This is a genomic window from Ferrimonas sp. YFM (assembly GCF_030296015.1).
Classification (GTDB): domain Bacteria; phylum Pseudomonadota; class Gammaproteobacteria; order Enterobacterales; family Shewanellaceae; genus Ferrimonas.
This window is the reverse complement of record NZ_AP027368.1, coordinates 4,158,144-4,182,854: the sequence shown is the minus strand read 5'-3', so window position 1 is coordinate 4,182,854 and position 24,711 is coordinate 4,158,144. Positions and strand designations below refer to the sequence as shown.

The window sequence follows — 24,711 nt, the reverse complement described above, 5'->3', positions numbered from 1 at the left end:
TCTTATCTGCCGACAGTTGGAGAAATCAGACTTGAATCGGCAACAAGAACAGATTAACAACGGCATCGTACCGTTGAAGAGCTTGTTTGGGGCAGCACTTCTTACTTTTACCCTGAGCGCCTGTGGCGGTTCAGGTGGGGACAGCAGCAATCCAAATCCGGACCCTGAGCCACCGCCGGTGATTCCTGACCCGGATCCTGAGCCGGACCCGGATCCAGACCCAGAGCCGGACCCGGATCCTGAGCCCGACCCGGATCCCGAGCCGGACCCGGATCCTGAGCCAGAGCCGGATCCTGAGCCGGACCCGGATCCCGAGCCGGACCCGGATCCTGAGCCTGAACCGGACCCAGAGGTGGCCCCGGTGCTGCAGGGGGACGCAGTCTACTTCAACGGTCAGAATGCCTATGGCGAGATTGCCGACTGGCAAGCCGACGGCGAGTTCCGTTTGGTGGCCTGGCTGGACGACGTGAACAGTGACCCGGGAGCCAGCACCGTACTGGTGTCCGCTGACGACGGAGACTACCTCTCCTTCAGTCACAACAGCGTCGAAGGTCGCTGGAACGGCAACACCGTGTCGCTCACCGGTCCGTTCGAGTTCAACCGTACCCGCTATGTGGAGATCACCGTGGATAACGGTAAGCTCAGCGCGTCCGATGGCGAGAGCCAGGCCAGCATCAACGACGGTGCGGTGGACGCGGATGCCGCCACCTACCGCTGGATCTACCGTCTGAACGACAGCTACTCCTCAGGGGGACTTCAGGCCCTGGCACTGGTGGATCTGGACAACGCGGAGAAGACCCGCACCCTGACCTTCGATCAGGACCAGGGTGTGGTGGCCTCCGGCGACGGCGCCGAGGGCACTCACCTGTTGCACGGACTGGGCAGTGGCGACTGGCAGGCGATCACCTCCAACGTGTCGGCGCCTGTGCCCCATGTGGCCAGTCAGGCGGACTGGGATGCTGAGTTTGACAAGAGCTATCCAAACCAGCGTCCGCTGATCGGGACCACCAATGGCAATGACGAGAAGAAGTTTGCCTGGCAGGGTCATTACTGGATGCGTGCCTATGTGCGTATGGCTGAGACCTATGGTGACACCAAGTACCTGGATTATGCCGTGGAGCTGGCTGACCACATGTTCAACTACACCGATGAGAAGCGGGTAGAGCGTGGTGAGTTGAATATCCATAACGAGCCCTATGAGGGACTGGCACCCAAGCTGTACCTGAATACCCCGGGTCTGCCGGTACCTGGCTGGCGTCGTCCCTATAACGGTGCCTGGCGAAATGAGGCGCTGACCGACGGTATGATCCTCAACAGCATCCTGCGGCTGGTGGATCACATCAAGAGTGAGAACCTCACCCAGTACATGGAGCGGGCGGATTACTACATCGGCCGGGCCGAGCGAATCGTGCGTGCCCACGACAGCTCGTTCAGCACCACCAAGAACGGTGCCATTCAGGGGTCCTACTTCTATGTGAACTACAAGAACGAGGACTATGGCGACGGTGGTCTGTTCTCCAACCCGCTGCCGTTCAACCACGACATGACTCTGGGTACGGCGATGATCTACCTGGACAAGTGGGGACAGGGCAACAGCGACCTGGGTCAGAAAGCCAGGGAGATCCTCGGTTTCTACATGGACAACCTGAGGATGGAGAGCGACAACCTGTGTAACTGGGACTACCAGTTCCTGGCCAACGGTGGCGGCAAGATGGAGGACTTCAACCATGCCCACCTGGATGTTGGCTTCATGGTGGTGGCCCGCCAGGAGGGCCTGCTGGATAACGATGAGCCTCTGACCTGTATGGCCAATGCCCTGGTCGAGCGCGTATTCCTGGCACCGGCCATGGCCAGCTTCGGCGTGGATGGCACCGGAGTCAGCTCCACCTGGGACCAGATGGCCATCGGCTACGACTGGATTGAGCTGCAGGGATGGGATCCCCGCGTGGGTCTGGTGGCCGACCACATCCTGCGCCACTACGGAGATCTGAGCTGGTATCGTGCCTATCTGGGGGCGGCCAACTCCCTCTACTGGCAGGCTCAGGCCCAGTAACAGGGGATGACCCGCAGGCCAGCTCCGATGAGTGAACTGGACTCGACCGCAAGGCTGTTCGGGGGGGCTCGCCTGCTAGGGGTCATCAGACTGACCGGCACAAAGCCGATATACATCACGGGGTCCCTGGTCGGGCCCCGTGACTCTTTCCTGCCAAGTGGGATTTATCCATCATTCCCACCTGCGATTAATTCCCGGATAACTCTCTAAAAACTAAGCGTAAAGCCCCGAAAATACAGGCTTTAGCCTTCATCTGGCTTCCTTGACAATCCTCGCTTTGTGTCCATAAACTTGGTAGCTTGTGGGAAAAAGTGGTTATTTGTGGGAAAACCTTGTCCGACTGAAATTTAACAGGGATGGAGTAGCCAGTGTTCAGAGGCGCCAGCAGCATCGCACTTGATGCCAAAGGCCGGATCGCCATACCAAAGCGATACCGGCCGTTGTTGTGTGCGGAAGACGCCGGTCCCTTGGTGGTTACCGTAGACATTCACTCCCCCTGCCTGTTGCTGTACCCCCTCCAAGCCTGGAGCGAAGTGGAGCAGAAACTGGCGCGCCTGTCGGATACCCAGCCCAGTGAGCGGGCCGTAAAACGGTTGCTGCTCGGTTATGCCAGCGACGTGGAGATAGACCGCATGGGAAGGGTACTGATACCGCCTCCCCTGCGTCAATTCGCCTCTCTGGAGAAGCAGCTGATGCTGGTGGGCCAACTGAACAAGTTTGAGATCTGGTCGGAAGAGAACTGGCAGAACCAGATTGAAGCCTCCCATGCCGCAGTGGAAGCGGAAGCCTTTATCGATAATCAACGTTTACAGGAATTTGCCCTCTGATGGCGGAAACTTTTAGTCATGTCACCGTGCTGCTCAAAGAGGCGGTGGATGGATTGAACATCAAACCGGACGGCATCTATGTCGACGGTACCTTCGGCCGTGGTGGTCACAGCCGGGAGATCTTGTCTCGCCTGGGGCCCGATGGTCGCCTGTACGGCATCGACCGCGACCCTCAGGCGGTGGCGGTGGCCGAGGAGCTGGAGCGGACCGATTCCAGGTTCCGCATCATTCACGGTCCCTTCTCCGGCCTGGCAGACTACCTGAAAGAGCGCGGACTCGAAGGCAAGGTGGATGGCGTCCTGCTGGATCTGGGGGTGTCTTCTCCTCAGCTGGATGACGCCGAGCGCGGCTTCAGCTTCCTGCGGGACGGTCCGCTGGATATGCGCATGGACAACAGCCAGGGCGAGACCGCGGCTCAGTGGCTGGAGCGGGCGGATGCCAAGGACATCGCCTGGGTGATTCGCACCTTCGGTGAGGACAAGTACGCCGGTCCCATCTCCCGCGCCATCAAGGCCCATCTGGAGGAGGGCAAGCCCCTGACCCGCACCCGGGACCTGGCGGGGCTGATCGAGTCCATCACTCCGAAACACAAGCTGGAGAAGGGCAAGCATCCGGCCACCCGCACCTTCCAGGCGATTCGCATCTACATCAACAGCGAGCTCGAGGAGATTGAGCGGGCCCTGGCCGGTTCCCTGCTGGCGCTGGCGCCCGAAGGCCGGCTGTCGGTGATCAGCTTCCACTCACTGGAAGACCGCATGGTGAAACGCTTTATGCGCCGGCAGAGCCAGGGTGAGCCCCTGCCTCCCGGTCTGCCTCTGACCGAGGACCAGATCAACCAGACCCGCACCATGAAGACCGTCGGCAAGGCACTCAAGCCAAGCGATCTGGAAGTGGATGACAATACCCGTTCCCGCAGCTCGGTTCTGCGGGTGGCGGAAAGGCTGGGCTGAAGATGATCCTGGGCGATGCCGGTCTCGGTTCCGCCATCCTGGCGGATCTGCGCCGCCAGTGGCCGGTACTGCTTCTGGGCGTGTTCGTCCTGGGCAGTGCCCTGGCCGTGGTATGGACCGCCTATGAAGCCCGGGCGATGACCAACGCATTGAACCAGCAGTTGCAACACAGGGATGAGCTGGATATTGAGTGGCGCCACCTGCTCCTCGAGGAGCAGACCCTGACCGAGCACAGCCGGGTAGGGCGGATGGCGGAGAAGCAGTTGGGTATGGGACGTCCCGCTCCGGGACAAGAGGTTGTGGTGAGGCTGCCATGAAACCAGCAACGCGCAAGAAGCGCCCATTGAAGCGACGCAGTGCCAAGGCACCGGCCAAGTCCGGGGCCAAGCAGAACCTGCATCCCACCCTGTTCCAGTACCGCTACCGCTTCGTGGTGTTTGCCCTGTGCGCCGTATTCCTGGCCATCGTTGGCCGGGCCGCCTACATCCAGGTGATCTCGCCGGACCGGCTGATCTACGAAGGGGACATGCGCTCCCTGCGAACCCAGACCCGGGAGGTCCAGCGCGGCCTGGTCACCGACCGCAACGGCGAGATGCTGGCGGTCAGTGTGCCCGCCGAGGCGATCTGGGCCGACCCCAAGGTGCTCAACCAGAAGAACAGTTTCGCCGATAGCCGCCGCTGGCAGGCCCTGGCCGAGGTGGTGGGGGAAGACGCCGACACGCTGGCGGCCCGCCTCAAGGCCAACCCCAAACGTCGCTTCGTCTATCTCAAACGTCAGGTGACCCCGGCCCTGGCCCGTTACGTGCGGGAGCTGAAGATCGCCGGCATCGGCCTCAAACCGGAGTCTCGCCGCTACTATCCGGCGGGAGAGATCACCGCCCAGCTGGTGGGGATCACCAACATCGACGACAAGGGCCTGGAGGGGCTGGAACGCCAGTACGACGACTGGCTCACCGGCTCGGCCAGCAAGCGCCGGGTGCGCAAGTCCCGGGACGGTAAGGTGGTGGAGAACCTGTCGGTGATTGAGGAGGGGGAGAACCCCAATGATCTCAAGCTCAGCATCGACATGCGCTTGCAGTCTCTGGCTTATGAGGAGCTGAAGAAGGCCACCGAATACCATATGGCCAGCTCCGGCTCCATCGTCATTCTGGATGTGGCCACCAGCGAGGTGTTGGCCATGGTCAACACCCCGAGCTACAACCCCAACCAGAGGGCGGGGATGCAGAGTTTTGCCATGCGCAACCGGGCGGTGACCGACACCTTCGAGCCCGGCTCCACGGTGAAACCCCTGGTGGTGGCTACGGCCCTGGCCGAGGGAGTGACCGAGCCCGCCGAGGTGATCAACACCAGTCCGGGCTACCGCCGCATCGGCGGCAGCATGGTGCGGGATACCCGTAACTTCGGCAAACTGGACATCGCCCATGTGCTGCTCAAGTCCTCCAACATGGGCACCTCCAACCTGGCCCTGCGGATGGACATCGAGACCCTGTTGGACAGCTATGCCGGATTCGGCATCGGCGAGTATTCGGGGATCAACCTGCCCGGCGAGTCCACCGGCGTGCTCTCCCGCCGCCATCGTTGGTCCGACTTTGAACGGGCCACCCTCTCCTTCGGCTATGGCCTGAGTGCCACCCCCCTGCAGGTGGCCAGGATGTACGCCATCCTCGGCAATGGTGGCCGCAAGAACCCGGTATCGATCCTTAAGGTGAAGCCGGACCAGATGCCGCCGGCGGAGCAGGTGATTCCCGAGTGGGCCGCCGAAGAGGTGGTGTCCATGCTCTCCGGCATTACCGGCCCGGAAGGCACCGCCAAGCGGGCCCACATCGATGGCTATACCGTGGCCGGTAAGACCGGCACCTCCCGCAAGGCCATTGCCGGTGGCTATGGCGATGACTTCGTCACCTTCTTTGCCGGATTGGCGCCTGCCGAGCGGCCCAGGCTGGCGATCTCCGTGGTGATCAACGACCCCAAGGGGGAGGATTACTACGGGGGGACGGTGGCGGCCCCGGTGTTTGCCAAGGTGATGTCCGGTGCCCTGCAGATGCTCAACGTGGCACCCGTAAGTGATAAGGAGCGGGCCGGTAATCTGGTGGCCCGCCGAGGAGGCGCAAATGATCGCTCTTGATGATCTGTTGGCGCCCTGGATGACGCTCGACACACAGACAGAGGTTCAGGGTCTGACCCTGGACAGCCGCAAGGTGGTCCCCGGTGACTGCTTTGTGGCCATACCCGGCCATCTGGTGGATGGCCGCAAATACATCGACGCCGCCGTGGCCAAGGGGGCCGTGGCGGTGCTGGAGGAGGCGGAGCGCGCCGGCGTCCTCGCCACCCAGCCAGTGCTGCGCATCGGCCTGCCCAAGCTGGCCAGCCAGCTCAGTGGCATCGCCCTGCGCGCCTATCCACAGGCGGCAAAGCCCGTGCTCTATGGGGTGACCGGCACCAATGGCAAGACCACGGTGACCCAGCTGCTGGCTCAGCTCCACCACCTGATGGGGGAGAAGGCCGGGGTGATGGGCACCGTGGGCAACGGCCTGTGGGGGGCCCTGGAGCCCTCAGCCAACACCACCTCCGACGCCATTACCGTGGCCCGCTCATTGGCGGAGCAGGCCGGGCAAGGGGCCCGGGCCATCGCCCTGGAGGTGAGCAGCCATGGATTGAGTCAGCACCGGGTGGACGGTCTGCCCTTTGCGGTGGGGGTGTTCACCAACCTCAGCCGGGATCACCTGGACTATCACGGCGACATGAACGGCTATGCCGAGGCCAAGGCCCGGCTGTTTGACCTGCCTCAGCTGGGCGCCGGAGTGTTCAACCTGGATGACCAGTATGGGGCCCAGTGGCACCGGCGCTGGCCCGCAGACAAGCCTTCGGTGGGCTACAGCCTGGATGGGGCCACCTGCCGGGGACAGTTCCTCTCGGTGCAGTCTGCCGACTACCACCCAGGTGGGGTAAAGGCGCAGCTGGACTCCAGTTGGGGCAGCTTCGAGCTGAACTCGCCGCTGATCGGTGCCTTTAACCTGGCCAACCTGCTGGCGGCACTGGGGGCGCTGTTGGTGCGCGGTGTGCCGCTTAAGCCGCTGATTGAGGCGGCCGGTCTGCTGAAGCCGGCCCTGGGCCGGATGGAAGCGTTCACCGCGACCGGTAAGGTGGCGGTGGTGGTCGACTATGCCCACACACCGGATGCCCTGGGCCAGGCGCTCAAGGCGTTGAGGCGTCACTGTCGTGGCCGCCTCTGGTGCGTCTTTGGTTGCGGCGGCGACCGCGACGCTGGCAAGCGTCCGCTGATGGCCATGGAAGCGGAAGCGGTGGCCGACGAGCTGGTGCTCACCGCCGACAACCCCCGCACCGAATCGGTGGATCACATCATCGGCCAGATGCGTCAGGGACTGACCGGACGTATTCCCTGCCGCGTCGAGACCGATCGAGCCCGGGCGGTGGCCCTGGCGCTGACCGAAGCCGACGAGAACGACATGATTCTGGTGGCCGGCAAGGGCCATGAGGATTACCAGATTATCGGCACCGAGCGGCTGGACTATGACGAACGTCGCTGGGTGCAACAGTTGATGGAGGCCAAGGATGATTGAGCTGACCCTGAGTCGGATGGCGGAGATCCTCTCCGGTGAGCTGGTGGGCGAGGACCGGATGGTCTCCAGCCTGTTTACCGACAGCCGCCGTCCGCAGGCGGGCGGCGTGTTTGTGGCCCTCAAGGGAGAACACTTCGATGGCCATCACTACCTGAGTCAGGTGGCCGAAACCGCCGCCGCTGCCCTGGTGAGCGAGCCCCAGCCGTCAAATCTGCCACAGGTGGTGGTGGCGGACACCCGTCTGGCCCTGGGTCAGTTGGGTGCCTGGCTGAGCCGCAAACTCAACCCTTATCGCGTCGCCATCACCGGCTCCGTGGGCAAGACCTCGGTGAAGGAGATGGCGGCGGCCATCTTCGGCTGCCAGGGGGCCACCCTGGCCACCAAAGGCAACTTCAACAACGATCTGGGTGTGCCCCTGACTCTGCTCCGGCTGGAACCTCAGCACCAATTCGGTGTCTTCGAACTGGGGGCCAATCACCCCGGCGAGATCCGTTACACCTCCTCCCTGGTCAAACCCAACGTGGCGATGATCAACAATGTTCAGGCCGCCCACCTGGAAGGCTTCGGTTCCATCGAGGGGGTGGCCCGGGCCAAGAGCGAGATCTTCGAACATCTGACCGACGATGGCGTTGCCGTAGTTAATCTCGACGACCATAAAGCCGACTTTATAAAAGCGACCCTGGGGCCCAGACCCATTCTGACCTTCTCCAGCCACACCTTTGCCGATCTCTATGCGGAGGATCTGGAGGCGCTCGACAACGGTTGTTATCGCTTCACCCTGCACAGGATCGACGGTGCCCGGACAGTGACCCTGCCTCTGGTGGGACGTCATCAGGTGGACAACGCCCTGGCGGCGGCGTCTCTGGCGACCGCCGCCGGTCTTGAGCTGGACACCATAGTCCGGGGCCTGCAGAGCGTTGAACCGGTCAAGGGGCGGATGCGTCCGGTGACCCTGGCCAGCGGCCTGACGGTGATCGACGACAGTTACAACGCCAGTGTGGCGTCCGGTAAGGCTGCCATCGATGTGCTGGCACAGACGGCTTCTCTTAAAGTGCTGATTTTCGGCGATATGGGAGAGCTCGGTGAAAACGCCGAGCAGCTGCATGCCGAGGTCGGTGCCCATGGGGTGAAAAAAGAGATTGACCACGTGCTGACAGTGGGTACATTAAGCCGCTCGATTTCCGCGTCCCATCCCAGGGGACGCCACTTTACGGATCAGCCCGCCCTGGTGGCTGCCGTCAAGGCGCTGGTGAAGGAGAGCGACCGGCCCATAACCCTATTGGTGAAGGGATCCCGAAGCGCCGCCATGGAGCGGGTGATCGAAGCGCTGTCGGATCACTATGGAGAACAGAAGTAGATGCTGGTTTACCTGGCCGAATACCTGGCCCAGTTTAATAGCGGGTTTAACGTCTTTTCCTATCTGACGTTCCGCTCCATTCTCGGATTGTTGACCGCCCTGGTGTTCTGCCTGTTCGCCGGGCCACACCTGATTCGCTACCTGCAAAACATGCAGATTGGCCAGGTGGTCCGGGACGACGGTCCCGAGTCCCACTTCAGCAAGCGCGGCACGCCCACCATGGGGGGCATCATGATCCTCGGTGGCATCTTTGTCAGTGTGCTGCTGTGGGGTGAGCTGACCAACCGCTACGTGCTGGTGATGCTGTTTGTCCTGGGCTCCTTCGGCGCCATCGGCTTCGTCGATGACTACCGCAAGGTGATCCGCAAGGACCCCAAGGGCCTGATCGCCCGCTGGAAGTATTTCTGGCAGTCCGCCATCGCCCTGGTGGTGGCTGCCTACCTGCTGTGGAGTGCCCGCAGCCCGGACGAGACCATGCTGGTGCTGCCCTTCTTCAAAGATGTGATGCCCCAACTGGGCGGACTCTTTGTGCTGCTGGTCTATTTCACCATCGTGGGCAGCTCCAACGCGGTGAACCTGACCGATGGCCTGGACGGCCTGGCCATTGTGCCCACCGTGATGGTGGCGGCGGCCTTTGCCCTGGTGGCGTATCTGTCCGGCCACGCCGAATTCTCCCGCTACCTGCACATCCCCTACCTGCCCGGGGTGGGCGAACTGGTGATCGTCTGTACCGCCATGGTGGGCGCCGGACTGGGCTTCCTGTGGTTCAACACCTATCCGGCCCAGGTGTTTATGGGCGATGTCGGCTCCCTGGCTCTGGGCGCCGCCCTGGGCGCCATTGCGGTGCTGACCCGTCAGGAGATCCTGCTGGTGATCATGGGCGGCATCTTCGTCATCGAGACCTTGTCGGTGATCCTGCAGGTGGGCTCCTTCAAGATGCGTCGCAAGCGGATCTTCAAGATGGCCCCCATCCACCATCACTACGAGCTTAAGGGCTGGCCCGAGCCCCGGGTGATCGTGCGCTTCTGGATCATCTCCCTGTGTCTGGTTCTGCTGGGTCTGGCGACCCTGAAGGTGCGCTGATGAAACAAATGACTGCGCCGGTGCAATGGCTGATTCTGGGACTGGGTATCACCGGTCTCTCCTGTGTGCGCCATCTGCATCGACGCGGTGACACCCTGGCGGTGTGGGACAGCCGGGAGAATCCTCCCGGGGCCGACACCCTGGCCAGGGAGTTCCCCGGTGTGCCCCTGTATACCGGAGAGTTCGACCCCCAGGCCCTGCGACAGGCCAAGACTCTGGTGGTCTCTCCGGGGATTCCCCTGGCACACCCTGCCATTGCCCAGGCCATCGCCGCCGGGACAGAGGCGATAGGCGATATCGAACTCTTTGCCCGGGAGGCAGACGCGCCCGTGGTGGCCATTACCGGCTCCAACGGCAAGTCCACGGTGACCACCCTGGTGGGTGAGATGGCCAGTGCCGCCGGTCGCAGCATTGGGGTCGGGGGCAACATCGGCACCCCGGCCCTGGACCTGCTGGGACAGGGCCACGACTGTTACGTTCTGGAGCTCTCCAGTTTCCAGCTGGAGACCACCACCAGTTTAAGACCACGCATCGCCACCGTGCTGAACGTCAGCGATGACCATCTGGACAGATACCGCGACTTCGACCACTACCGGGACACCAAGGCCACCATCTACGCCGGTGCCGAACTGGTGCTGGAGAATGCCGATGACCCGGAAACCCGCAGCGGTCGGCAAGATGCGCTGACCTTTGGTCTGGAGACAGGCGACTATTGCCTGGATGACGGGCAACTGATGGCCAAAGGCCACGCCGTGCTGCCGGTGACCGAGATGGCCCTGGTCGGCCGCCACAACCAGGCCAATGCCCTGGCGGCCATCGCCATGGCCGAGGCGCTGGCCTTGCCCTATGAGGCCATGGTGACCGCGCTGAAGCAGTTCGGTGGCCTGCCTCACCGCTGCGAGACCGTGGCGGTGAAAGACGGGGTCCACTACATCAACGATTCCAAGGCCACCAACGTGGGGGCCACCCTGGCGGCGCTGCAGGGGCTGGCGGATTTCTCCGGCCGGCTGCACCTGATCGCCGGCGGTGTCGGCAAGGGGGCGGACTTCTCGCCCCTGGCGCCCTGGCTGGACACCCAGGTGACCTACCTGGTGACCCTGGGGCAGGATGGCGACGTCATCGCCGCGATGAAGCCGGACGCGCTGCGCTGTGACTCTCTCGAAGAGGCGGTTCAGCTGCTGGCCGGCAAGACCCGGCCCGGGGACATGGTGCTGCTCTCGCCAGCGTGCGCCAGCCTGGATATGTTCGCCAACTACATGGTGCGCGGTGACGCGTTCCGCCACGCGGTGGAGGCGTTGTAGATGGGAGTGGGTCAACTGTCATTGGATCTCAGGGAGTCGCCGTCACAGCCATTGCTGTATGACCGGCTGCTGCTGTTGCTGATGATGGTGCTGGCCTGTGTCGGTTTGGTGATGGTGACCTCGGCATCCCTGGCGGAGGCGGAGAACCTCACCGGCGATCCCTTCCACTTTGTGAAGCGCCACCTGTTCTTCCTGGCCATGGCCGGGGTGATTGTGGCGGTTGGGGTGAGGATCCCCATCGCCTTCTGGCAGAAATACAGCACGCCGCTGATGTTCGTCGGCCTGGTGTTGCTGGTGGCGGTGCTCATCGGTGGCCGCAGCGTCAATGGCGCCACCCGCTGGATCCCCCTGGGGCCGTTCAACCTGCAGGTGGCGGAGGTGGCCAAGTTCACCCTGTTCCTCTACCTGGCCGGGTACCTGGTGCGACGTCATCAGGAGGTACGGGAGGAGATCAAAGGCTTCCTCAAGCCCTTCGTCGCCCTGGGGATGTACGCCGTGTTGCTGCTGATGCAGCCGGACCTGGGGACCACAGTGGTGATGTTTGTCACCGTGATGGGGATGCTGTTCCTGGCCGGGGCCAAGTTGCGAGACTTCTTCGCCCTGATGCTCTTGGGGGTGGCCATGGTGGTGTTGCTGATCGTGTCGGCACCCTATCGGATGAAGCGGGTGACCAGCTTCTGGGATCCCTGGGAGGATCCCTTCGGCGCCGGTTATCAGCTGACACAGTCGTTGATGGCCTACGGTCGGGGTGACTGGCTGGGGCAGGGGCTGGGCAACAGCATCCAGAAGCTGGAGTACCTGCCCGAGGCCCACACGGACTTTATTTTTGCGGTACTGGGTGAAGAGCTGGGCTTTGTCGGCGTCACCTGTGTACTGGTGCTGGTGCTGATGCTGGCATTGCGGGCCTTGCGCATCGGCAATCTGGCCCTGCAGGCCAACCAGGCGTTTTCGGGCTACCTGGCCTACGGCATCGGCATCTGGTTCAGTTTTCAGACCGCGGTAAACGTCGGCGCCAGCGTGGGTTTGTTGCCCACCAAGGGGTTGACGCTGCCCATGGTCAGTTATGGTGGAAGCAGTTTATGGGTAACAACGGGCGCAGCCGTAGTATTGCTGCGCATCGACTACGAGCGGCGTCTGGCACAGCGAGACGCCAAGGGGGAGAGCAATGACGGCGCCTAAGCGACTGATGGTGATGGCCGGTGGCACCGGCGGCCATGTCTTCCCCGCCCTGGCGGTGGCTCGCCGCCTGCAGGAGCAGGGCTGGCAGGTGAGCTGGCTCGGCACCTCCGACCGGATGGAGGCCCGGGTGGTGCCTCAGCATGGTTTTGAGATCGATTTTATCGACATCCAGGGCGTGCGTGGCAACGGCGTACTGCGCAAGCTCAAGGCGCCCCTGCAGATCCTCAAGGCGGTGTACCAGTCCTGGCGCATCCAGCGTCAGCGCAAGCCGGATGTGGTGCTGGGCATGGGCGGTTATGCCGCCGGACCCGGAGGCATCGCCGCCTGGCTTCGGGGCACCCCTGTGGTGCTCCATGAACAAAATGCCGTGGCCGGTGCCACCAACCGCATTCTGGCCCGTTTCGCCAAGCGGATCCTGTGTGCCTTCGATGGGGTGTTCCCCGGGAAAGAGGCTCAGCGGGTGGGTAACCCGGTGCGTGAGGAGCTGCTGGCGGTGGGCAAGGAGCATCCTGTGGTGCCAGGCGACCAGCTCAAGGTGCTGATCGTCGGCGGCAGCCTGGGGGCCCGGGTGCTGAATGAGACCCTGCCCCAGGCGGCTCAATTGCTGGGCCCAGGCACCAGTCTCACCGTCTGGCATCAGGTGGGCCGTGGCAATGAAGCGGTGACCCGGGAGGCCTGGCAAACTCTGGCTCCGGCAGTCGGCGTGCAGGTGTCCGAGTTTATTGACGATATGGCGGCGGCCTACACCTGGGCGGATCTGGTGATCTGCCGAGCCGGCGCCCTGACCGTGGCGGAGCTGGCGGCCTGCGGCCGTCCCGCCATCCTGGTGCCCTTCCCCCATGCGGTGGACGATCACCAGACCAAAAACAGCGAAGCCCTGGTGGCGGCTGGGGCGGCCAGGCTGCAGCCCCAATCCAGCCTGACCCCAGAGGGTCTGGCGGCCCTGCTCACCGAGCTGGCAGAAGATTCAGAACGGTTGACCGCCATGGCAAGGGCGGCAACCCAGGTGGCGGTACCCCAAGCCACCCAGTTGGTGGCCGAGGAGTGTATCCAGGCTGCCGGAGGCAACAATGAGTAACAGAACGACGGCAAACGGCCTGCCCGCCATGAGACGGGTGAAAGGGATCCACTTCGTTGGCATCGGTGGTGCCGGCATGGGTGGCATCGCCGAGGTGCTGGTCAATGAAGGCTATGCCATCAGTGGCAGTGACATCGCCGACAACGCGGTCACCGAGCGCCTCAAGGCGCTGGGCGCCACCATCCACATCGGCCACGATGCCCGGTGGGTGGAGGAGAAGGACGTGGTGGTGGTCTCCACCGCCATCAAGCAGGATAATCCCGAGGTGGCGGCGGCCAGAGCCGGCCGCATCCCTGTGGTACAGCGGGCGCAGATGCTGGCGGAGCTGATGCGTTTTCGCCACGGCATCGCCATCGCCGGCACCCACGGTAAAACCACCACCACCAGCCTGATCGCCAGCATCTTTGCCCAGGCCCAGCTGGACCCGACCTTTGTCATCGGTGGCTTGCTCAACAGCGCCGGCACCAATGCCCGACTGGGCTCCGGCAAATTCCTGATCGCCGAAGCGGACGAGTCCGACGCCAGCTTCCTGCATCTGCAGCCCATGGTCTCCGTGGTAACCAATGTGGAGCCGGATCATATGGACACCTATGGGGGTGACGTCAGCAAGCTGCACGACACCTTCGTGGAGTTCCTGCACAACCTGCCGTTCTATGGACTGGCCGTGGTCTGTGCCGACGACCCCGGGGTGCAGGAGCTGCTGCCCAGAATCGGCCGCCACCTGGTGACCTACGGCTTTGAGGCTGGGGTGGACGTGCGCGGCACCGACTTCAGCCAGAGTGGCACTCACTCCGAGTTCCTGGTTCAGCGCGCCGGCAAGGCGGATCTCAAGGTGACCCTGGCCCTGCCCGGGCGCCACAACGCCCTTAACGCCCTGGCGGCCATCGCCGTGGCCACGGATGCCGGGATCCCAGACGATGCCATCGTCGCCGCCCTGGCCAGCTTCGAGGGGATTGGCCGGCGTTTCCAGCAGTATGGCGAGTTCGATACCGGCCGCGGCAAGGCGCTGTTGGTGGATGACTATGGTCATCACCCCAGTGAGGTGGCCGCCACCATCAAGGCCGCTCGTGCGGCCTGGCCTGAGCGCCGCCTGGTGATGGCCTATCAGCCCCACCGCTACAGCCGCACCCGGGATCTCTATGACGATTTCGCTCAGGTGCTGGCTCAGGTCGATCAGTTGCTGTTGCTGGAGGTGTACGCCGCCGGTGAGGAGGCCATCGCCGGTGCCGACAGCCGGGCCCTGGCCCGCACCATCCGTGGGCGTGGCAAGGTGGACCCCATCTATGTGCCCGGGCCCGAAGCCCTGCCGGCGATGCTGGCGGAGGTGCTGCAGGACGGGGACGTGGTGTTGACTCAGGGGGCTGGCAACATCGGCGCCCTGGCCAGAAAACTGGGCGCCATGGCGCTGTCGGTGGAGAAGATGAAAGGGGAACAGCATGACTGAGTTTGGCAAAGTCGCCGTGATGTTTGGTGGCAGCAGTGCCGAGCGGGAGATCTCCCTCAAATCCGGCAATGCGGTGCTGGCGGGCCTGCTGAAGGCCGGGGTGGACGCTTACCCCTTCGACCCGGCGGAACGCCCCCTGGCAGAGCTGAACGAATTTGATCGCGCTTTCATCGTATTGCATGGCCGTGGTGGCGAAGATGGCACCCTGCAAGGGGCGCTGGAGCACATGAATCTGCCCTACACCGGCAGTGGCGTGCTGGGCTGCGCCCTGGCCATGGACAAGGTGCGGACCAAGAGCCTGTGGGCCGGCCAGGGGCTGCCCACCGCCGCCTTCGAAGTGGCGGTGGCCGGTCAGTTCAAGCCTGAGACCGCGTCCCAGATGCTGTCCCGACTGGGGGGCAAGGTGATGGTGAAGCCCGCCAATGAGGGCTCCTCCATCGGCATGGCCATCGCCGAGTCCGGCGAGCAGCTGGCCCAGGCGGTTGCCGCCGCCCACGAGTATGACGACGAGGTATTGGTGGAGCAGTGGATCGACGGTCCCGAGTACACCGTCTCCATCCTGGGCGAGCGTGCCCTGCCTGCCATCGAGATGCAGACCGACAACGCCTTTTACGACTATCAGGCCAAGTATCAGTCGACACAAACCCGTTACCTCTGCCCCTGTCACCTGCCGGAATCCGAGGAGCAGGAGCTCAGGGACCTGGCATTAAGGGCGTTTCGGGCCGTGGGCGCCAGTGGCTGGGGTCGCGTCGATGTGATGCGCACCAAAGATGGCCGCTGGCAGCTGCTGGAGGTGAACACGGTTCCTGGCATGACCGAAACCAGCCTGGTGCCCAAGGCGGCCAAGGCGGTGGGGCTGGATTTCCAGCAACTGGTGACCGCCATCCTGGCGCAAACGGCGGAGTAACCGGCGATGGGGCTGGCGGTGTGGCGCAACTGGACCCGGCCCAGGGTGAACTGGTACTCGGTGTGCGGCGTGCTGCTGCTGATTGCGGTACTGATCGCCCTGGCCTGGGGAGGGCGGCTGCTGGGGCAGATCCTGGCCGATGCGGAGCGCTTGCCCATCGATGAGATCGCCCTGGTGGGGCAGCGCAGCTACACCCAGGATGAGGAGGTTCGCCTGGCCCTGTCCCACATCGAAGGGGACAGCCTGGTCACCGCCGACATGGAGAAGGTGCGCAGCGCCCTGACCCAGCTGCCCTGGGTCAACCGGGTGACGGTGCGGCGCGAGTGGCCCAACCGGCTGCGGCTCTATCTGGTGGAGCAGCGCCCCATGGCGCACTGGAACGGTGATCAGTGGCTGAATCAGGACGCCGAAGCCTTCCAGGCACCCGAACGCGCCGGAGTGGGCAAATTGCCTGAACTGGCCGGGCCGGAAGGCAGCAGTGAAAAAGTGTGGCAGAACTGGCTGAAATTCAGCGAGCTTCTGAGGTTAAATGGCTTTATGCCTCAGAGTCTTACCCTGAGTCATCGCCATGCCTGGACCCTGACCCTGGAAGATGGGTTGGAGCTCAGGCTGGGGCGCATCGAAGGGATAGAGCGGTTGCAGCGATTTATTGAGCTGTGGCCCACGCTTTCCAAGCAAGGAAGGCGAGCACAATACATTGATATTCGGTACGATACGGGATTGGCTGTCGGCTGGCAGTTGGAACAGAGAGATTGATGAAATCATGACCAAAAGTCAGGAGCGAAACCTAATTGTGGGCTTGGACATCGGCACCTCCAAGGTGGTGGCGATCATCGGCGAGGTGCTGCCTGACGGCGCCATCAGTATCGCCGGCCTGGGCAGTCAGCCCTCCCGTGGCATGGACAAGGGCGGAGTGAACGACCTGGATTCGGTCTCCCGCAGCATCAAGAACGCCATTGGCCAGGCGGAGATGATGGCGGACTGCCAGGTGGACTCGGTGTTCCTGAGCATCTCCGGTCGTCACGTGGACAGCCAGAATGAGAAGGGGATGGTCTCCATCGACGACGATGAGGTGACCCAGGATGACGTAGACCACGCCATTCACACCGCCCGTTCGGTGAAGATCCCCACGGAGCGACGCATCCTGCACGTGCTGCCCCAGGAGTTTACCATTGATGAGCAGGAGGGGATCCGCAGTCCCGTGGGGATCTCCGGCATGCGCATGGAGGTGGATGTCCACATCGTCACCTGTTCCAACGACTGGGCCAAGAACATCATCAAGTGCGTCGAGCGCTGCGGCATCCAGGTGGAGGATCTGGTGTTCTCCGCCCTGGCCAGTGCCGATTCGGTGCTGACCCAGGATGAGAAGGATCTGGGCGCCTGCCTGGTGGACATCGGTGGCGGCACCACTGACATCTCCATCTACACCAACGGAGCCCTGCGCCACTGCGCGGTGATTCCGGTGGCCGGCAATCAGGTGACCAGCGACATCGCCAAGATCTTCCGCACCCCGCTCTCCTACGCGGAGCAGATAAAGGTGCAGTACGCCTCGGCCCGCAGTGCCCTGGTCAGCCAGGAGGAGAGCATCGACGTGCACTCCGTCGGTGGCCGGCCGTCGCGCACCATGTCCCGCCATACCCTGGCGGAGGTGGTGGAGCCTCGTTACCAGGAGATCTTCGAACTGGTCCAGGAGGAGCTCAGGGCCAGTGGTTTCGAGGAGCAGGTGGCCGCAGGGGTGGTGCTCACCGGAGGCACCTCCGCCATCGAAGGGGCGGTCGAGGTGGCCGAAGAGTGCTTCGGCATGCCGGTTCGGGTGGCGGTGCCCCACGAGCCCAAGGGACTGAAGGAATACGTCAGCGAGCCAAGCTTTGCAACCTCCGTCGGCTTGCTGTACTTTGGCGCCGAGCGCATCCGCGATCGGGAAGTAGAACGCCACACCAAACACGGAGTGACCAGCCTGCTGGACAGGATCCAAGGCTGGTTTAAGGGCGAGTTTTAGCGGCCCGCTGAGTGGAACGGGGTTAGGATTGACCCCGGTGACACAGCCGCTAGGTAACAGATTCAATTTGGACGCAGGCTAAACGGAGATAAAAGTATGTTTGAGGTTGTGGACGCGCACACCGAAGATGCGGTCATTAAGGTGATCGGTGTAGGGGGCGGTGGTGGTAACGCCATCGAGCACATGGTCGAGCAGACCATCGAAGGGGCTCAGTTTATCGTGGCCAACACGGACTCGCAGGCACTGCGCAAGTCCACCGCTGGTACCACCATTCAGCTGGGTAAGAACGTCACCAAGGGCCTGGGTGCCGGTGCCAACCCTGCGGTTGGCTACGAAGCGGCCATGGAGGACAAAGAGTCCATCCGTGCGGCCCTGACCGGTTCCGACATGGTATTCATCGCCGCCGGTATGGGCGGGGGCACAGGTACCGGCGCGGCGCCTGTGGTTGCCGAGGTGGCCAAGGAGGAGGGGATCCTCACCGTGGCCGTGGTGACCAAGCCATTTGTCTTTGAAGGCAAGAAGCGCGCGGCCTACGCCGAGCAGGGGATCGAGGAGCTGTCCAAGCATGTGGACTCCCTGATCACCGTGCCCAACGACAAGCTGCTCAAGGTACTGGGCACCAAGACCAGCCTGCTGGAGGCGTTCAGCGCCGCCAACAACGTGCTGCTGGGTGCGGTACAGGGCATCGCCGAACTGATCACCCGTACCGGTCTGATCAACGTCGACTTCGCCGACGTGAAGACGGTGATGTCCGAGATGGGCAACGCCATGATGGGCACAGGCGTGGCCCGTGGCGAGAACCGTGCGGAAGAGGCTGCCGAGGCCGCCGTCTCCAGTCCGCTGCTGGAAGACATCGACCTGACCGGCGCCAAGGGCGTATTGGTGAACATCACCTGTGGCATGGACCTGTCCATCGAAGAGTACACCCTCATCGGTGACCACGTTCGCGCCTACGCGTCTGAGAATGCTACCATCGTGGTAGGTACCGTCATCGAGCCTGAGATGAGCGACGAGATCCGCGTGACCGTTGTGGCCACCGGCATCGGCGCAGACAAGAAGCCTGACATCCAGATCGTGGTGCCACCCAAGGCCGCGACCCCGGCGCCAGCGCCTCAGCCTGTGGCTCAGCCCGAGCCCAAGCCGATGGAGCAGCCTCCGGTGTCCATGCAGCCTATCCGTGTTGAGCCTGCGGTCCCGGCTGCCGAGCCCGTTGCACCTGCGCCGGCTCCGGCCAGCAGCAACCACGGCAACGCCGCGCCCGCCCAGGAATCCCAGAAGGGTGCCTACCTGGATATTCCGGCGTTTCTGCGTAAGCAGCTGGATTAAAAGGCTTTACTGGCTGATCAGACCAGATTTTGGTTCTGGGCGTTTTTTCTGGTAAAATACGCGCCCTTCATTGAGTTTATAGAGAGCAGGACGGTTAATGAGTAAACAACGCACTCTACAGCGCCCGGTTCAGGCAACCGGTGTGGGCCTTCACTCCGGTGATAAGGTGACCATGAGCATCAATCCCGCCCCAGTGGGCACAGGGATCGTGTTCCGGCGCACTGATCTGACCCCGGTGGCGGAAATTCCCGCCAGTGCTGCGCTGGTGCGTGAAACCACCCTGTGTACAGGCCTGGTCAGCGACGAGGGCCACCGCATTGCGACGGTGGAGCACCTGATGTCTGCCCTGGCCGGTCTCGGCGTGGACAATGCCATCATCGAGGTGGATGCCCCCGAGATCCCCATTATGGACGGCAGTGCCAGTCCCTTTGTATTCCTTCTTCAGACCGCCGGCCTGGTAGAGCAGCCTGCGTCCAAACAGTACCTGCGCATCCGTAAGCCGATCCGGGTCGAAGAGGGAGACAAGTGGGCGGAGTTCCGTCCCCATAATGGCTTTAAGCTCAACTTTGCCATCGACTTTGATCATCCGGAGATCGCTCGCAGCCAGCAGAAGATGGTGATGGAGTTCTCCTCCGCCGAGTACATCAAGCAGGTGAGCCGCGCCCGGACCTTCGGATTCATGCGCGACATCGAGTACCTGCGGGCCAACAACCTGGCCCTGGGCGGCAGCATGGAAAATGCGGTGGTGCTGGACGAGTTCCGCATCCTCAACCCCGATGGTCTGAGGGTGGAAGATGAGTTCGTTAAGCACAAGATTCTGGATGCGGTGGGCGATCTCTACCTGGGTGGTTACGCCATCCTGGGCGAGTTTACCGCCTTCAAGTCCGGCCACGCCCTGAACAATCAGCTGATTCGCGCCGTTCTGGAGAATCAGGAAGCCTGGGAGCTGGTGAGCTTCGAGGAGGCTCAGGAGGTGCCCATGGACTACCTGGCACCGGTTACCGCCTGACCTAAGAGTTACCTTGCTGGCCGCCCCCATGGGCGGCCAGTTTTTTTAGCTTCTCTCCCAGACTGCCGCCTATAGATTCTGCCAGTTCCTGAATCTGGCTCGCGGACTGAGGGCTGAGCTTATTGAGATTTTGCGTTACCGGACGCTCAATCCTGGACAGTGCCGGGTTGACTTTGATCTCAATAGTGGTGAGCATTGGGAAGTTTTGTTGCCGCAACTGCTGCAGCAGCTGCAGTTTCATAAACTGCAGCCGGGTCGCCCAGGCGCCGCTGTCGGTCTCGATGATCATGACACCGTTGCGAATGTTGGCCACCCGGTACCGCCCCTTGAGGTCATTCCCCAGGATGTCGGCGGTTACTTGCTGCAGCTGTCTGAGCGATTCGGTTCGCTCCTGAACCTGGCGGAGCCTCTGGCCCATCAGTTCGGCAACATCGGTTGGTTTTGACTTCATACCAAGACACGAAACATAAGAAAAGAACTCCATGAGTGTAACAGTCTTTATTAAGGGAAAGCACGGTGTACGACACTGGCAACCAGGCAAGGGGTGGTTTTTACTGCCGCTGATGCTGGTGGCTGCGGGTGTCGGCCTGTTCCAGGCCCATAAGGAACAGTTGCACCAGGCCGAGCAAAAATTGGCTCAGGCCCAGGAGAGTCAGGCCGAAGGTCAGGAGCAGGTGGATGAGATCCGTCAGCTGTCCCAGACCCAGCTGGCCACCCTGGCGGTCCGCCTCGGGCGGATGCAGGCGCAGATGAACCGCCTGGAGTCCCTGGGTATCGCACTGGCCGATCGGGCCGAACTTACCGAACAGTTTGATTTCTCATCGGCAGTGGGCCTGGGTGGCGCCAATGCCGATGAGTTGGGTGATGTGGAGCTCAAGCAGCTGCTGCTGGATATGGAGCAACTGGCCAAACGGCTGGACAGCTCAGACAACCAGCTGGCGCTACTTGAAACTGTCGAGCGCAATCACCATATAGACCTAAGCAGTTATTTGTCAGGACGTCCCATCGTCAAGGGCTGGCAGTCCTCTGACTATGGGATGCGCAACGATCCATTTACCGGCCGTCCCGCCATGCACAAAGGCATCGATTTTGCGGGAACGGAAGGAGGCGACGTCGTAGCCACCGGAGCGGGAGTAGTGACCTATTCCGGAGAGATGTATGGCTATGGCAATCTGGTCGAGATTGATCACGGTAACGGGCTCAAGACCCGTTACGGTCATAACAAGTCCCTGCTTGTCAAAGCAGGCCAGGTGGTGAAGAAGGGAGACGTGGTTGCCGAACTGGGCAACACCGGCCGCTCGACTGGACCACACGTCCACTATGAAGTGTTGCGCAACGATCGTCAGGTCAACCCTAACAAATACGTTTATCGTAAGCCCCGCAGTTAAGCGGGGGTGGCAATCCTGGTGGGACCGGCGGAGTCTGGCCCAAGACCTTTCTAGAAAGTGAAAAAATACGATGTTTGCACAACTCCTCACCAAGATATTTGGTAGCAAGAACGAGCGCACCTTGAAGCAACTGCGCAAGGTTGCCGCGCAGATCAATCAGCTGGAAGCGGAATTCGAGGCCCTGGGTGACGAAGAGCTCAAGGCCAAGACTGAGGAGTTCAAGCAGCGCATCAATGATGGGGCCAGCCTGGACGACATTCTGCCTGAGGCTTTTGCCACCGTTCGCGAAGCCTCCAAGCGGGTGTTCGGTATGCGCCACTTCGACGTGCAGCTGGTGGGTGGCATGGTGCTGCAGTCCGGCCGCATCGCCGAGATGCGCACCGGTGAGGGTAAAACCCTGACCGCGACTCTGCCCGCCTACCTGAACGCCCTGACCGGCAAAGGGGTTCACGTGATTACCGTGAACGACTACCTGGCCACCCGTGACGCCGACTGGAACCGTCCCCTGTTCGAATTCCTGGGCATGACCGTAGGCACCAACGTGCCCGGCATGGCACCCCAGCAGAAGAAAGAGGCCTACGCCGCCGACATCACTTACGGCACCAACAACGAGTTTGGCTTCGACTACCTGCGTGACAACATGGCCTTCTCCGCCCCTGAGCGGGTGCAGCGCCCCCTGTTCTACGCCATCATCGATGAGGTGGACTCCATCCTGATCGACGAAGCCCGTACTCCGCTGATCATCTCCGGTGCCGCCGAAGACAGCTCCGAAGCCTACATCAAGGTGGACAAGCTGATCCCCCGCCTGGAGCGTCAGGAGAAGGAAGACACCGAGGAGTACACCGGCGAAGGTGACTACACCATCGACGAGAAGGGCAAACAGGTTCACCTGACCGAGCGCGGCCAGGAGAAGGTGGAGTTGCTGCTGGCGGAGATCGGCATGCTGCCGGAGGGCGACTCCCTCTACAGCGCCGCCAACATCTCCCTGCTGCACCACGTCAACGCCGCCCTGCGCGCCCACACCCTGTTCGAGAAGGATGTGGACTACATCATCCAGGAAGGCGAGATCGTCATCGTGGATGAGCACACCGGCCGTACCATGCCGGGTCGTCGCTGGTCCGAAGGCCTGCACCAGGCGGTGGAAGCCAAAGAGGGTGTGAAGATCCAGAACGAGAACCAGACTCTGGCCTCCATCACCTTCCAGAACTACTTCCGTCTGTACGACAAGCTCGGTGGCATGACCGGTACTGCCGACACCGAAGCGTTCGAATTCCAGCACATCTACAATCTGGACACCGTGGTGATCCCCACCAACCGTCCGATGATTCGTGATGACCGCCCCGATCAGGTGTACCTGACCGAGGAGGAGAAGTTCGAAGCGATCATCGCCGACATCATCGATTGTCAGGAGCGTGGCCAGCCTGCCCTGGTGGGCACCATCTCCATTGAGGCGTCCGAGCGTCTCTCCAACGCCCTGCGCAAGTCCAAGATCAAGCACAACGTGCTGAACGCCAAGTTCCACGAGCAGGAAGCCCAGATCGTGGCCGACGCCGGCCGCAGCGGCGCCGTAACCATCGCCACCAACATGGCCGGTCGTGGTACCGACATCGTGCTGGGTGGCAGCTGGCAGGCGGAGCTGGACGAGCTCAAGGCCAAGGGTGCCACCGAGGAGCAGATTGCCGAGATGCAGGCCGACTGGCAGAAGCGCCACGACGCGGTTCTGGAAGCCGGTGGTCTGCACATCATCGGTACCGAGCGTCACGAATCCCGCCGTATCGACAACCAGCTGCGTGGTCGTTCCGGCCGTCAGGGTGACGCCGGTTCCTCCCGCTTCTACCTGTCCATGGAAGACTCGCTGATGCGCATATTCGCCTCTGATCGGGTGTCCGGCCTGATGAAGAAGCTGGGCATGGAGCGCGGTGAAGCCATCGAGCACCCCTGGGTGACCAAATCCATCGAAGGCGCCCAGCGCAAGGTGGAGGCCCGCAACTTCGACATCCGTAAGCAGCTGCTGGAGTTCGATGATGTGGCCAACGACCAGCGTAAGGTGGTGTACGCCCAGCGTAACGAGCTGATGGACAGCGACAGCATCGCCGAGACCATTCAGGTGATTCGTGACGATGTGCTGGCGAACGTCATCAACAGCTACATTCCGCCTCAGTCTCTGGAAGAGATGTGGGACGTGCCCGGCCTGGAAGAGCGCCTGAACTCCGAGTTCAACCTGGAGCTGCCCATCAGCAAGTGGCTCGAGGATGAGGAAGACCTCCACGAAGAGACCCTGCGCGAGCGCATCAGCCAGGCCTGGGCTGAGGTGTACAAGCAGAAAGAGGAGTCCGTGGGTGAGCCTGTGCTGCGCCAGTTCGAGAAGGCGATCATGCTGCAGACCCTGGACAACCTGTGGAAGGAGCACCTGGCGGCCATGGATCACCTGCGTCAGGGCATTCATCTGCGCGGTTACGCCCAGAAGAACCCCAAGCAGGAGTACAAGCGCGAGTCCTTCGAGCTGTTTGAGAACATGCTGGAGACCCTGAAGCACGACGTGATCTCCATCCTCTCCAAGGTGCGGGTACAGACCCAGTCCGAGGTGGATGAGATGGAGGCCAAGCGCCGTGAGCAGGAGGAAGCCCTGGCGGCCCAGCGCAACTACTCCGGTGCCCCGGAGGGTGAAGAAGCGCCCCAGCCCAAGGTTGGCCGCAATGAGCCCTGTCCCTGTGGCTCCGGCAAGAAGTACAAGCAGTGCCACGGTAAGCTGGCCTGATAAGGCTTGAATCGAACCGCAAATGCCAGTCTCCGGACTGGCATTTTTGTATTAGGAAGGTAACAACGGATGAGCATCCAGAAAATCGTCATTGGTCTGGTGAAGAACCAGCAGAACCACTACCTGATCAGCTTGCGCCAGGGGGATCAGCACCTGGCGGGCAAGTGGGAGTTCCCCGGCGGAAAGGCGGAGGCAGGGGAAGATGAACTGACGGCCCTGGCCCGTGAGCTTCATGAGGAGGTGGGACTGGAATTGACCCAGGCCGAGCTGATGGAGCGTAAGGTGTTTGAATTTGATGACCGCACCCTGGAGCTGCACTTCTTCCGGGTGACCGGCTATCTGGGAGAGGCACAGGCGAGGGAGGGCCAGCCCCTGAAATGGGCCAGTGTGGAGGAGCTTCGGGCTCTGCCCTTCCCCAAGGCCAATGACTCGGTCATCGACGCCCTGTAGCGGCAAACGAAAAAGGCTCCA

The 24,711-nt window shown here is 62.4% G+C and carries 21 protein-coding genes; 20 read left to right on the top strand and 1 reads right to left on the bottom strand.

Annotated features, from left to right (window positions below; all coding sequences use genetic code 11):
• Positions 1-31: 31 nt before the first annotated feature.
• The 17 genes from QUE41_RS19320 (at position 32) to lpxC (ending at position 20,094) form a co-directional block, all read left to right on the top strand.
• Positions 32-2,053 carry a hypothetical protein gene (locus tag QUE41_RS19320; protein WP_286340589.1) on the top strand — a complete coding sequence of 674 codons (2,022 nt, stop codon included), beginning with the start codon at positions 32-34 and terminating at the stop codon, positions 2,051-2,053.
• 368 nt (positions 2,054-2,421) lie between these two features.
• Positions 2,422-2,880 (top strand): division/cell wall cluster transcriptional repressor MraZ, encoded by a 459-nt coding sequence (mraZ, locus tag QUE41_RS19315; protein ID WP_286340588.1) that lies wholly within the window; start codon positions 2,422-2,424, stop codon positions 2,878-2,880.
• Positions 2,880-3,830 carry a 16S rRNA (cytosine(1402)-N(4))-methyltransferase RsmH gene (gene rsmH / locus QUE41_RS19310; protein WP_286340587.1) on the top strand — a complete coding sequence of 317 codons (951 nt, stop codon included), beginning with the start codon at positions 2,880-2,882 and terminating at the stop codon, positions 3,828-3,830. The genes mraZ and rsmH overlap by 1 nt, the downstream gene beginning before the upstream one ends.
• 2 nt (positions 3,831-3,832) lie before the next feature.
• A complete protein-coding gene (ftsL, locus tag QUE41_RS19305) occupies positions 3,833-4,147 on the top strand; it encodes a cell division protein FtsL (protein WP_286340586.1) in 315 nt (104 codons plus the stop codon).
• On the top strand, positions 4,144-5,955 hold the full coding sequence (locus tag QUE41_RS19300) for a penicillin-binding transpeptidase domain-containing protein (RefSeq protein ID WP_286340585.1): 1,812 nt from the start codon (positions 4,144-4,146) through the stop codon (positions 5,953-5,955). The genes ftsL and QUE41_RS19300 overlap by 4 nt, the downstream gene beginning before the upstream one ends.
• Positions 5,942-7,411 carry a UDP-N-acetylmuramoyl-L-alanyl-D-glutamate--2,6-diaminopimelate ligase gene (gene murE, locus QUE41_RS19295; RefSeq protein WP_286340584.1) on the top strand — a complete coding sequence of 490 codons (1,470 nt, stop codon included), beginning with the start codon at positions 5,942-5,944 and terminating at the stop codon, positions 7,409-7,411. Before QUE41_RS19300 ends, murE begins: the two co-directional genes overlap by 14 nt.
• Positions 7,404-8,768, top strand: a complete 1,365-nt coding sequence (locus QUE41_RS19290) for a UDP-N-acetylmuramoyl-tripeptide--D-alanyl-D-alanine ligase (RefSeq protein WP_286340583.1) — start codon at positions 7,404-7,406, stop codon at positions 8,766-8,768. Before murE ends, QUE41_RS19290 begins: the two co-directional genes overlap by 8 nt.
• Entirely contained in the window at positions 8,769-9,851 is a 1,083-nt protein-coding gene (gene mraY, locus QUE41_RS19285; RefSeq protein WP_286340582.1) for a phospho-N-acetylmuramoyl-pentapeptide-transferase, read from the top strand.
• Positions 9,852-9,859: 8 nt separating this feature from the next.
• Complete coding sequence (gene murD / locus QUE41_RS19280) at positions 9,860-11,152, top strand: UDP-N-acetylmuramoyl-L-alanine--D-glutamate ligase (protein ID WP_286342980.1); 1,293 nt, start codon at positions 9,860-9,862, stop codon at positions 11,150-11,152.
• On the top strand, positions 11,153-12,331 hold the full coding sequence (gene ftsW, locus QUE41_RS19275; RefSeq protein ID WP_286340581.1) for a cell division protein FtsW: 1,179 nt from the start codon (positions 11,153-11,155) through the stop codon (positions 12,329-12,331).
• Entirely contained in the window at positions 12,318-13,409 is a 1,092-nt protein-coding gene (gene murG / locus QUE41_RS19270; RefSeq protein WP_286340580.1) for an undecaprenyldiphospho-muramoylpentapeptide beta-N-acetylglucosaminyltransferase, read from the top strand. The genes ftsW and murG overlap by 14 nt, the downstream gene beginning before the upstream one ends.
• Positions 13,402-14,853 carry a UDP-N-acetylmuramate--L-alanine ligase gene (gene murC, locus QUE41_RS19265; RefSeq protein WP_286340579.1) on the top strand — a complete coding sequence of 484 codons (1,452 nt, stop codon included), beginning with the start codon at positions 13,402-13,404 and terminating at the stop codon, positions 14,851-14,853. The genes murG and murC overlap by 8 nt, the downstream gene beginning before the upstream one ends.
• A complete protein-coding gene (locus tag QUE41_RS19260) occupies positions 14,846-15,760 on the top strand; it encodes a D-alanine--D-alanine ligase (RefSeq protein ID WP_286340578.1) in 915 nt (304 codons plus the stop codon). Before murC ends, QUE41_RS19260 begins: the two co-directional genes overlap by 8 nt.
• Positions 15,761-15,766: 6 nt before the next feature.
• Positions 15,767-16,516 carry a cell division protein FtsQ/DivIB gene (locus QUE41_RS19255; RefSeq protein WP_286340577.1) on the top strand — a complete coding sequence of 250 codons (750 nt, stop codon included), beginning with the start codon at positions 15,767-15,769 and terminating at the stop codon, positions 16,514-16,516.
• A gap of 7 nt (positions 16,517-16,523) precedes the next feature.
• Positions 16,524-17,759: a cell division protein FtsA gene (gene ftsA / locus QUE41_RS19250; RefSeq protein WP_286340576.1), complete on the top strand. Its 1,236-nt coding sequence runs from the start codon at positions 16,524-16,526 to the stop codon at positions 17,757-17,759.
• 96 nt (positions 17,760-17,855) lie between these two features.
• Positions 17,856-19,085: a cell division protein FtsZ gene (gene ftsZ, locus QUE41_RS19245; RefSeq protein WP_286340575.1), complete on the top strand. Its 1,230-nt coding sequence runs from the start codon at positions 17,856-17,858 to the stop codon at positions 19,083-19,085.
• Between the two features lie 97 nt (positions 19,086-19,182).
• Positions 19,183-20,094, top strand: a complete 912-nt coding sequence (gene lpxC / locus QUE41_RS19240; protein ID WP_286340574.1) for a UDP-3-O-acyl-N-acetylglucosamine deacetylase — start codon at positions 19,183-19,185, stop codon at positions 20,092-20,094.
• Position 20,095: 1 nt separating this feature from the next.
• Here lpxC and QUE41_RS19235 read toward each other — a convergent pair whose 3' ends face one another.
• Positions 20,096-20,545 carry a DUF721 domain-containing protein gene (locus tag QUE41_RS19235; RefSeq protein ID WP_286340573.1) on the bottom strand — a complete coding sequence of 150 codons (450 nt, stop codon included), beginning with the start codon at positions 20,543-20,545 and terminating at the stop codon, positions 20,096-20,098.
• 31 nt (positions 20,546-20,576) lie between these two features.
• Between QUE41_RS19235 and QUE41_RS19230 the strand changes: the two genes are divergently transcribed.
• The 3 genes from QUE41_RS19230 (at position 20,577) to mutT (ending at position 24,690) form a co-directional block, all read left to right on the top strand.
• Positions 20,577-21,482 carry a M23 family metallopeptidase gene (locus tag QUE41_RS19230; RefSeq protein WP_286340572.1) on the top strand — a complete coding sequence of 302 codons (906 nt, stop codon included), beginning with the start codon at positions 20,577-20,579 and terminating at the stop codon, positions 21,480-21,482.
• Positions 21,483-21,552: 70 nt separating this feature from the next.
• The gene (gene secA / locus QUE41_RS19225; protein ID WP_286340571.1) at positions 21,553-24,240 is read left to right on the top strand and encodes a preprotein translocase subunit SecA; all 2,688 of its coding nucleotides are present in this window, start codon (positions 21,553-21,555) and stop codon (positions 24,238-24,240) included.
• Positions 24,241-24,309: 69 nt separating this feature from the next.
• Positions 24,310-24,690 carry an 8-oxo-dGTP diphosphatase MutT gene (gene mutT, locus QUE41_RS19220; RefSeq protein ID WP_286340570.1) on the top strand — a complete coding sequence of 127 codons (381 nt, stop codon included), beginning with the start codon at positions 24,310-24,312 and terminating at the stop codon, positions 24,688-24,690.
• Positions 24,691-24,711 lie beyond the last annotated feature (21 nt).

Excerpts from the sequence above, each read along its gene's own strand:
- rsmH (WP_286340587.1), top strand. The coding sequence starts at position 2,880 with ATGGCGGAAACTTTTAGTCATGTCACCGTGCTGCTCAAAGAGGCGGTG.
- ftsL (WP_286340586.1), top strand. The coding sequence starts at position 3,833 with ATGATCCTGGGCGATGCCGGTCTCGGTTCCGCCATCCTGGCGGATCTG.
- QUE41_RS19300 (WP_286340585.1), top strand. The coding sequence starts at position 4,144 with ATGAAACCAGCAACGCGCAAGAAGCGCCCATTGAAGCGACGCAGTGCC.
- murE (WP_286340584.1), top strand. The coding sequence starts at position 5,942 with ATGATCGCTCTTGATGATCTGTTGGCGCCCTGGATGACGCTCGACACA.
- QUE41_RS19290 (WP_286340583.1), top strand. The coding sequence starts at position 7,404 with ATGATTGAGCTGACCCTGAGTCGGATGGCGGAGATCCTCTCCGGTGAG.
- mraY (WP_286340582.1), top strand. The coding sequence starts at position 8,769 with ATGCTGGTTTACCTGGCCGAATACCTGGCCCAGTTTAATAGCGGGTTT.
- murD (WP_286342980.1), top strand. The coding sequence starts at position 9,860 with ATGACTGCGCCGGTGCAATGGCTGATTCTGGGACTGGGTATCACCGGT.
- ftsW (WP_286340581.1), top strand. The coding sequence starts at position 11,153 with ATGGGAGTGGGTCAACTGTCATTGGATCTCAGGGAGTCGCCGTCACAG.
- murG (WP_286340580.1), top strand. The coding sequence starts at position 12,318 with ATGACGGCGCCTAAGCGACTGATGGTGATGGCCGGTGGCACCGGCGGC.
- murC (WP_286340579.1), top strand. The coding sequence starts at position 13,402 with ATGAGTAACAGAACGACGGCAAACGGCCTGCCCGCCATGAGACGGGTG.
- QUE41_RS19260 (WP_286340578.1), top strand. The coding sequence starts at position 14,846 with ATGACTGAGTTTGGCAAAGTCGCCGTGATGTTTGGTGGCAGCAGTGCC.
- QUE41_RS19255 (WP_286340577.1), top strand. The coding sequence starts at position 15,767 with ATGGGGCTGGCGGTGTGGCGCAACTGGACCCGGCCCAGGGTGAACTGG.
- ftsA (WP_286340576.1), top strand. The coding sequence starts at position 16,524 with ATGACCAAAAGTCAGGAGCGAAACCTAATTGTGGGCTTGGACATCGGC.
- ftsZ (WP_286340575.1), top strand. The coding sequence starts at position 17,856 with ATGTTTGAGGTTGTGGACGCGCACACCGAAGATGCGGTCATTAAGGTG.
- lpxC (WP_286340574.1), top strand. The coding sequence starts at position 19,183 with ATGAGTAAACAACGCACTCTACAGCGCCCGGTTCAGGCAACCGGTGTG.
- QUE41_RS19235 (WP_286340573.1), bottom strand. The coding sequence starts at position 20,545 with ATGAAGTCAAAACCAACCGATGTTGCCGAACTGATGGGCCAGAGGCTC.
- QUE41_RS19230 (WP_286340572.1), top strand. The coding sequence starts at position 20,577 with ATGAGTGTAACAGTCTTTATTAAGGGAAAGCACGGTGTACGACACTGG.
- secA (WP_286340571.1), top strand. The coding sequence starts at position 21,553 with ATGTTTGCACAACTCCTCACCAAGATATTTGGTAGCAAGAACGAGCGC.
- mutT (WP_286340570.1), top strand. The coding sequence starts at position 24,310 with ATGAGCATCCAGAAAATCGTCATTGGTCTGGTGAAGAACCAGCAGAAC.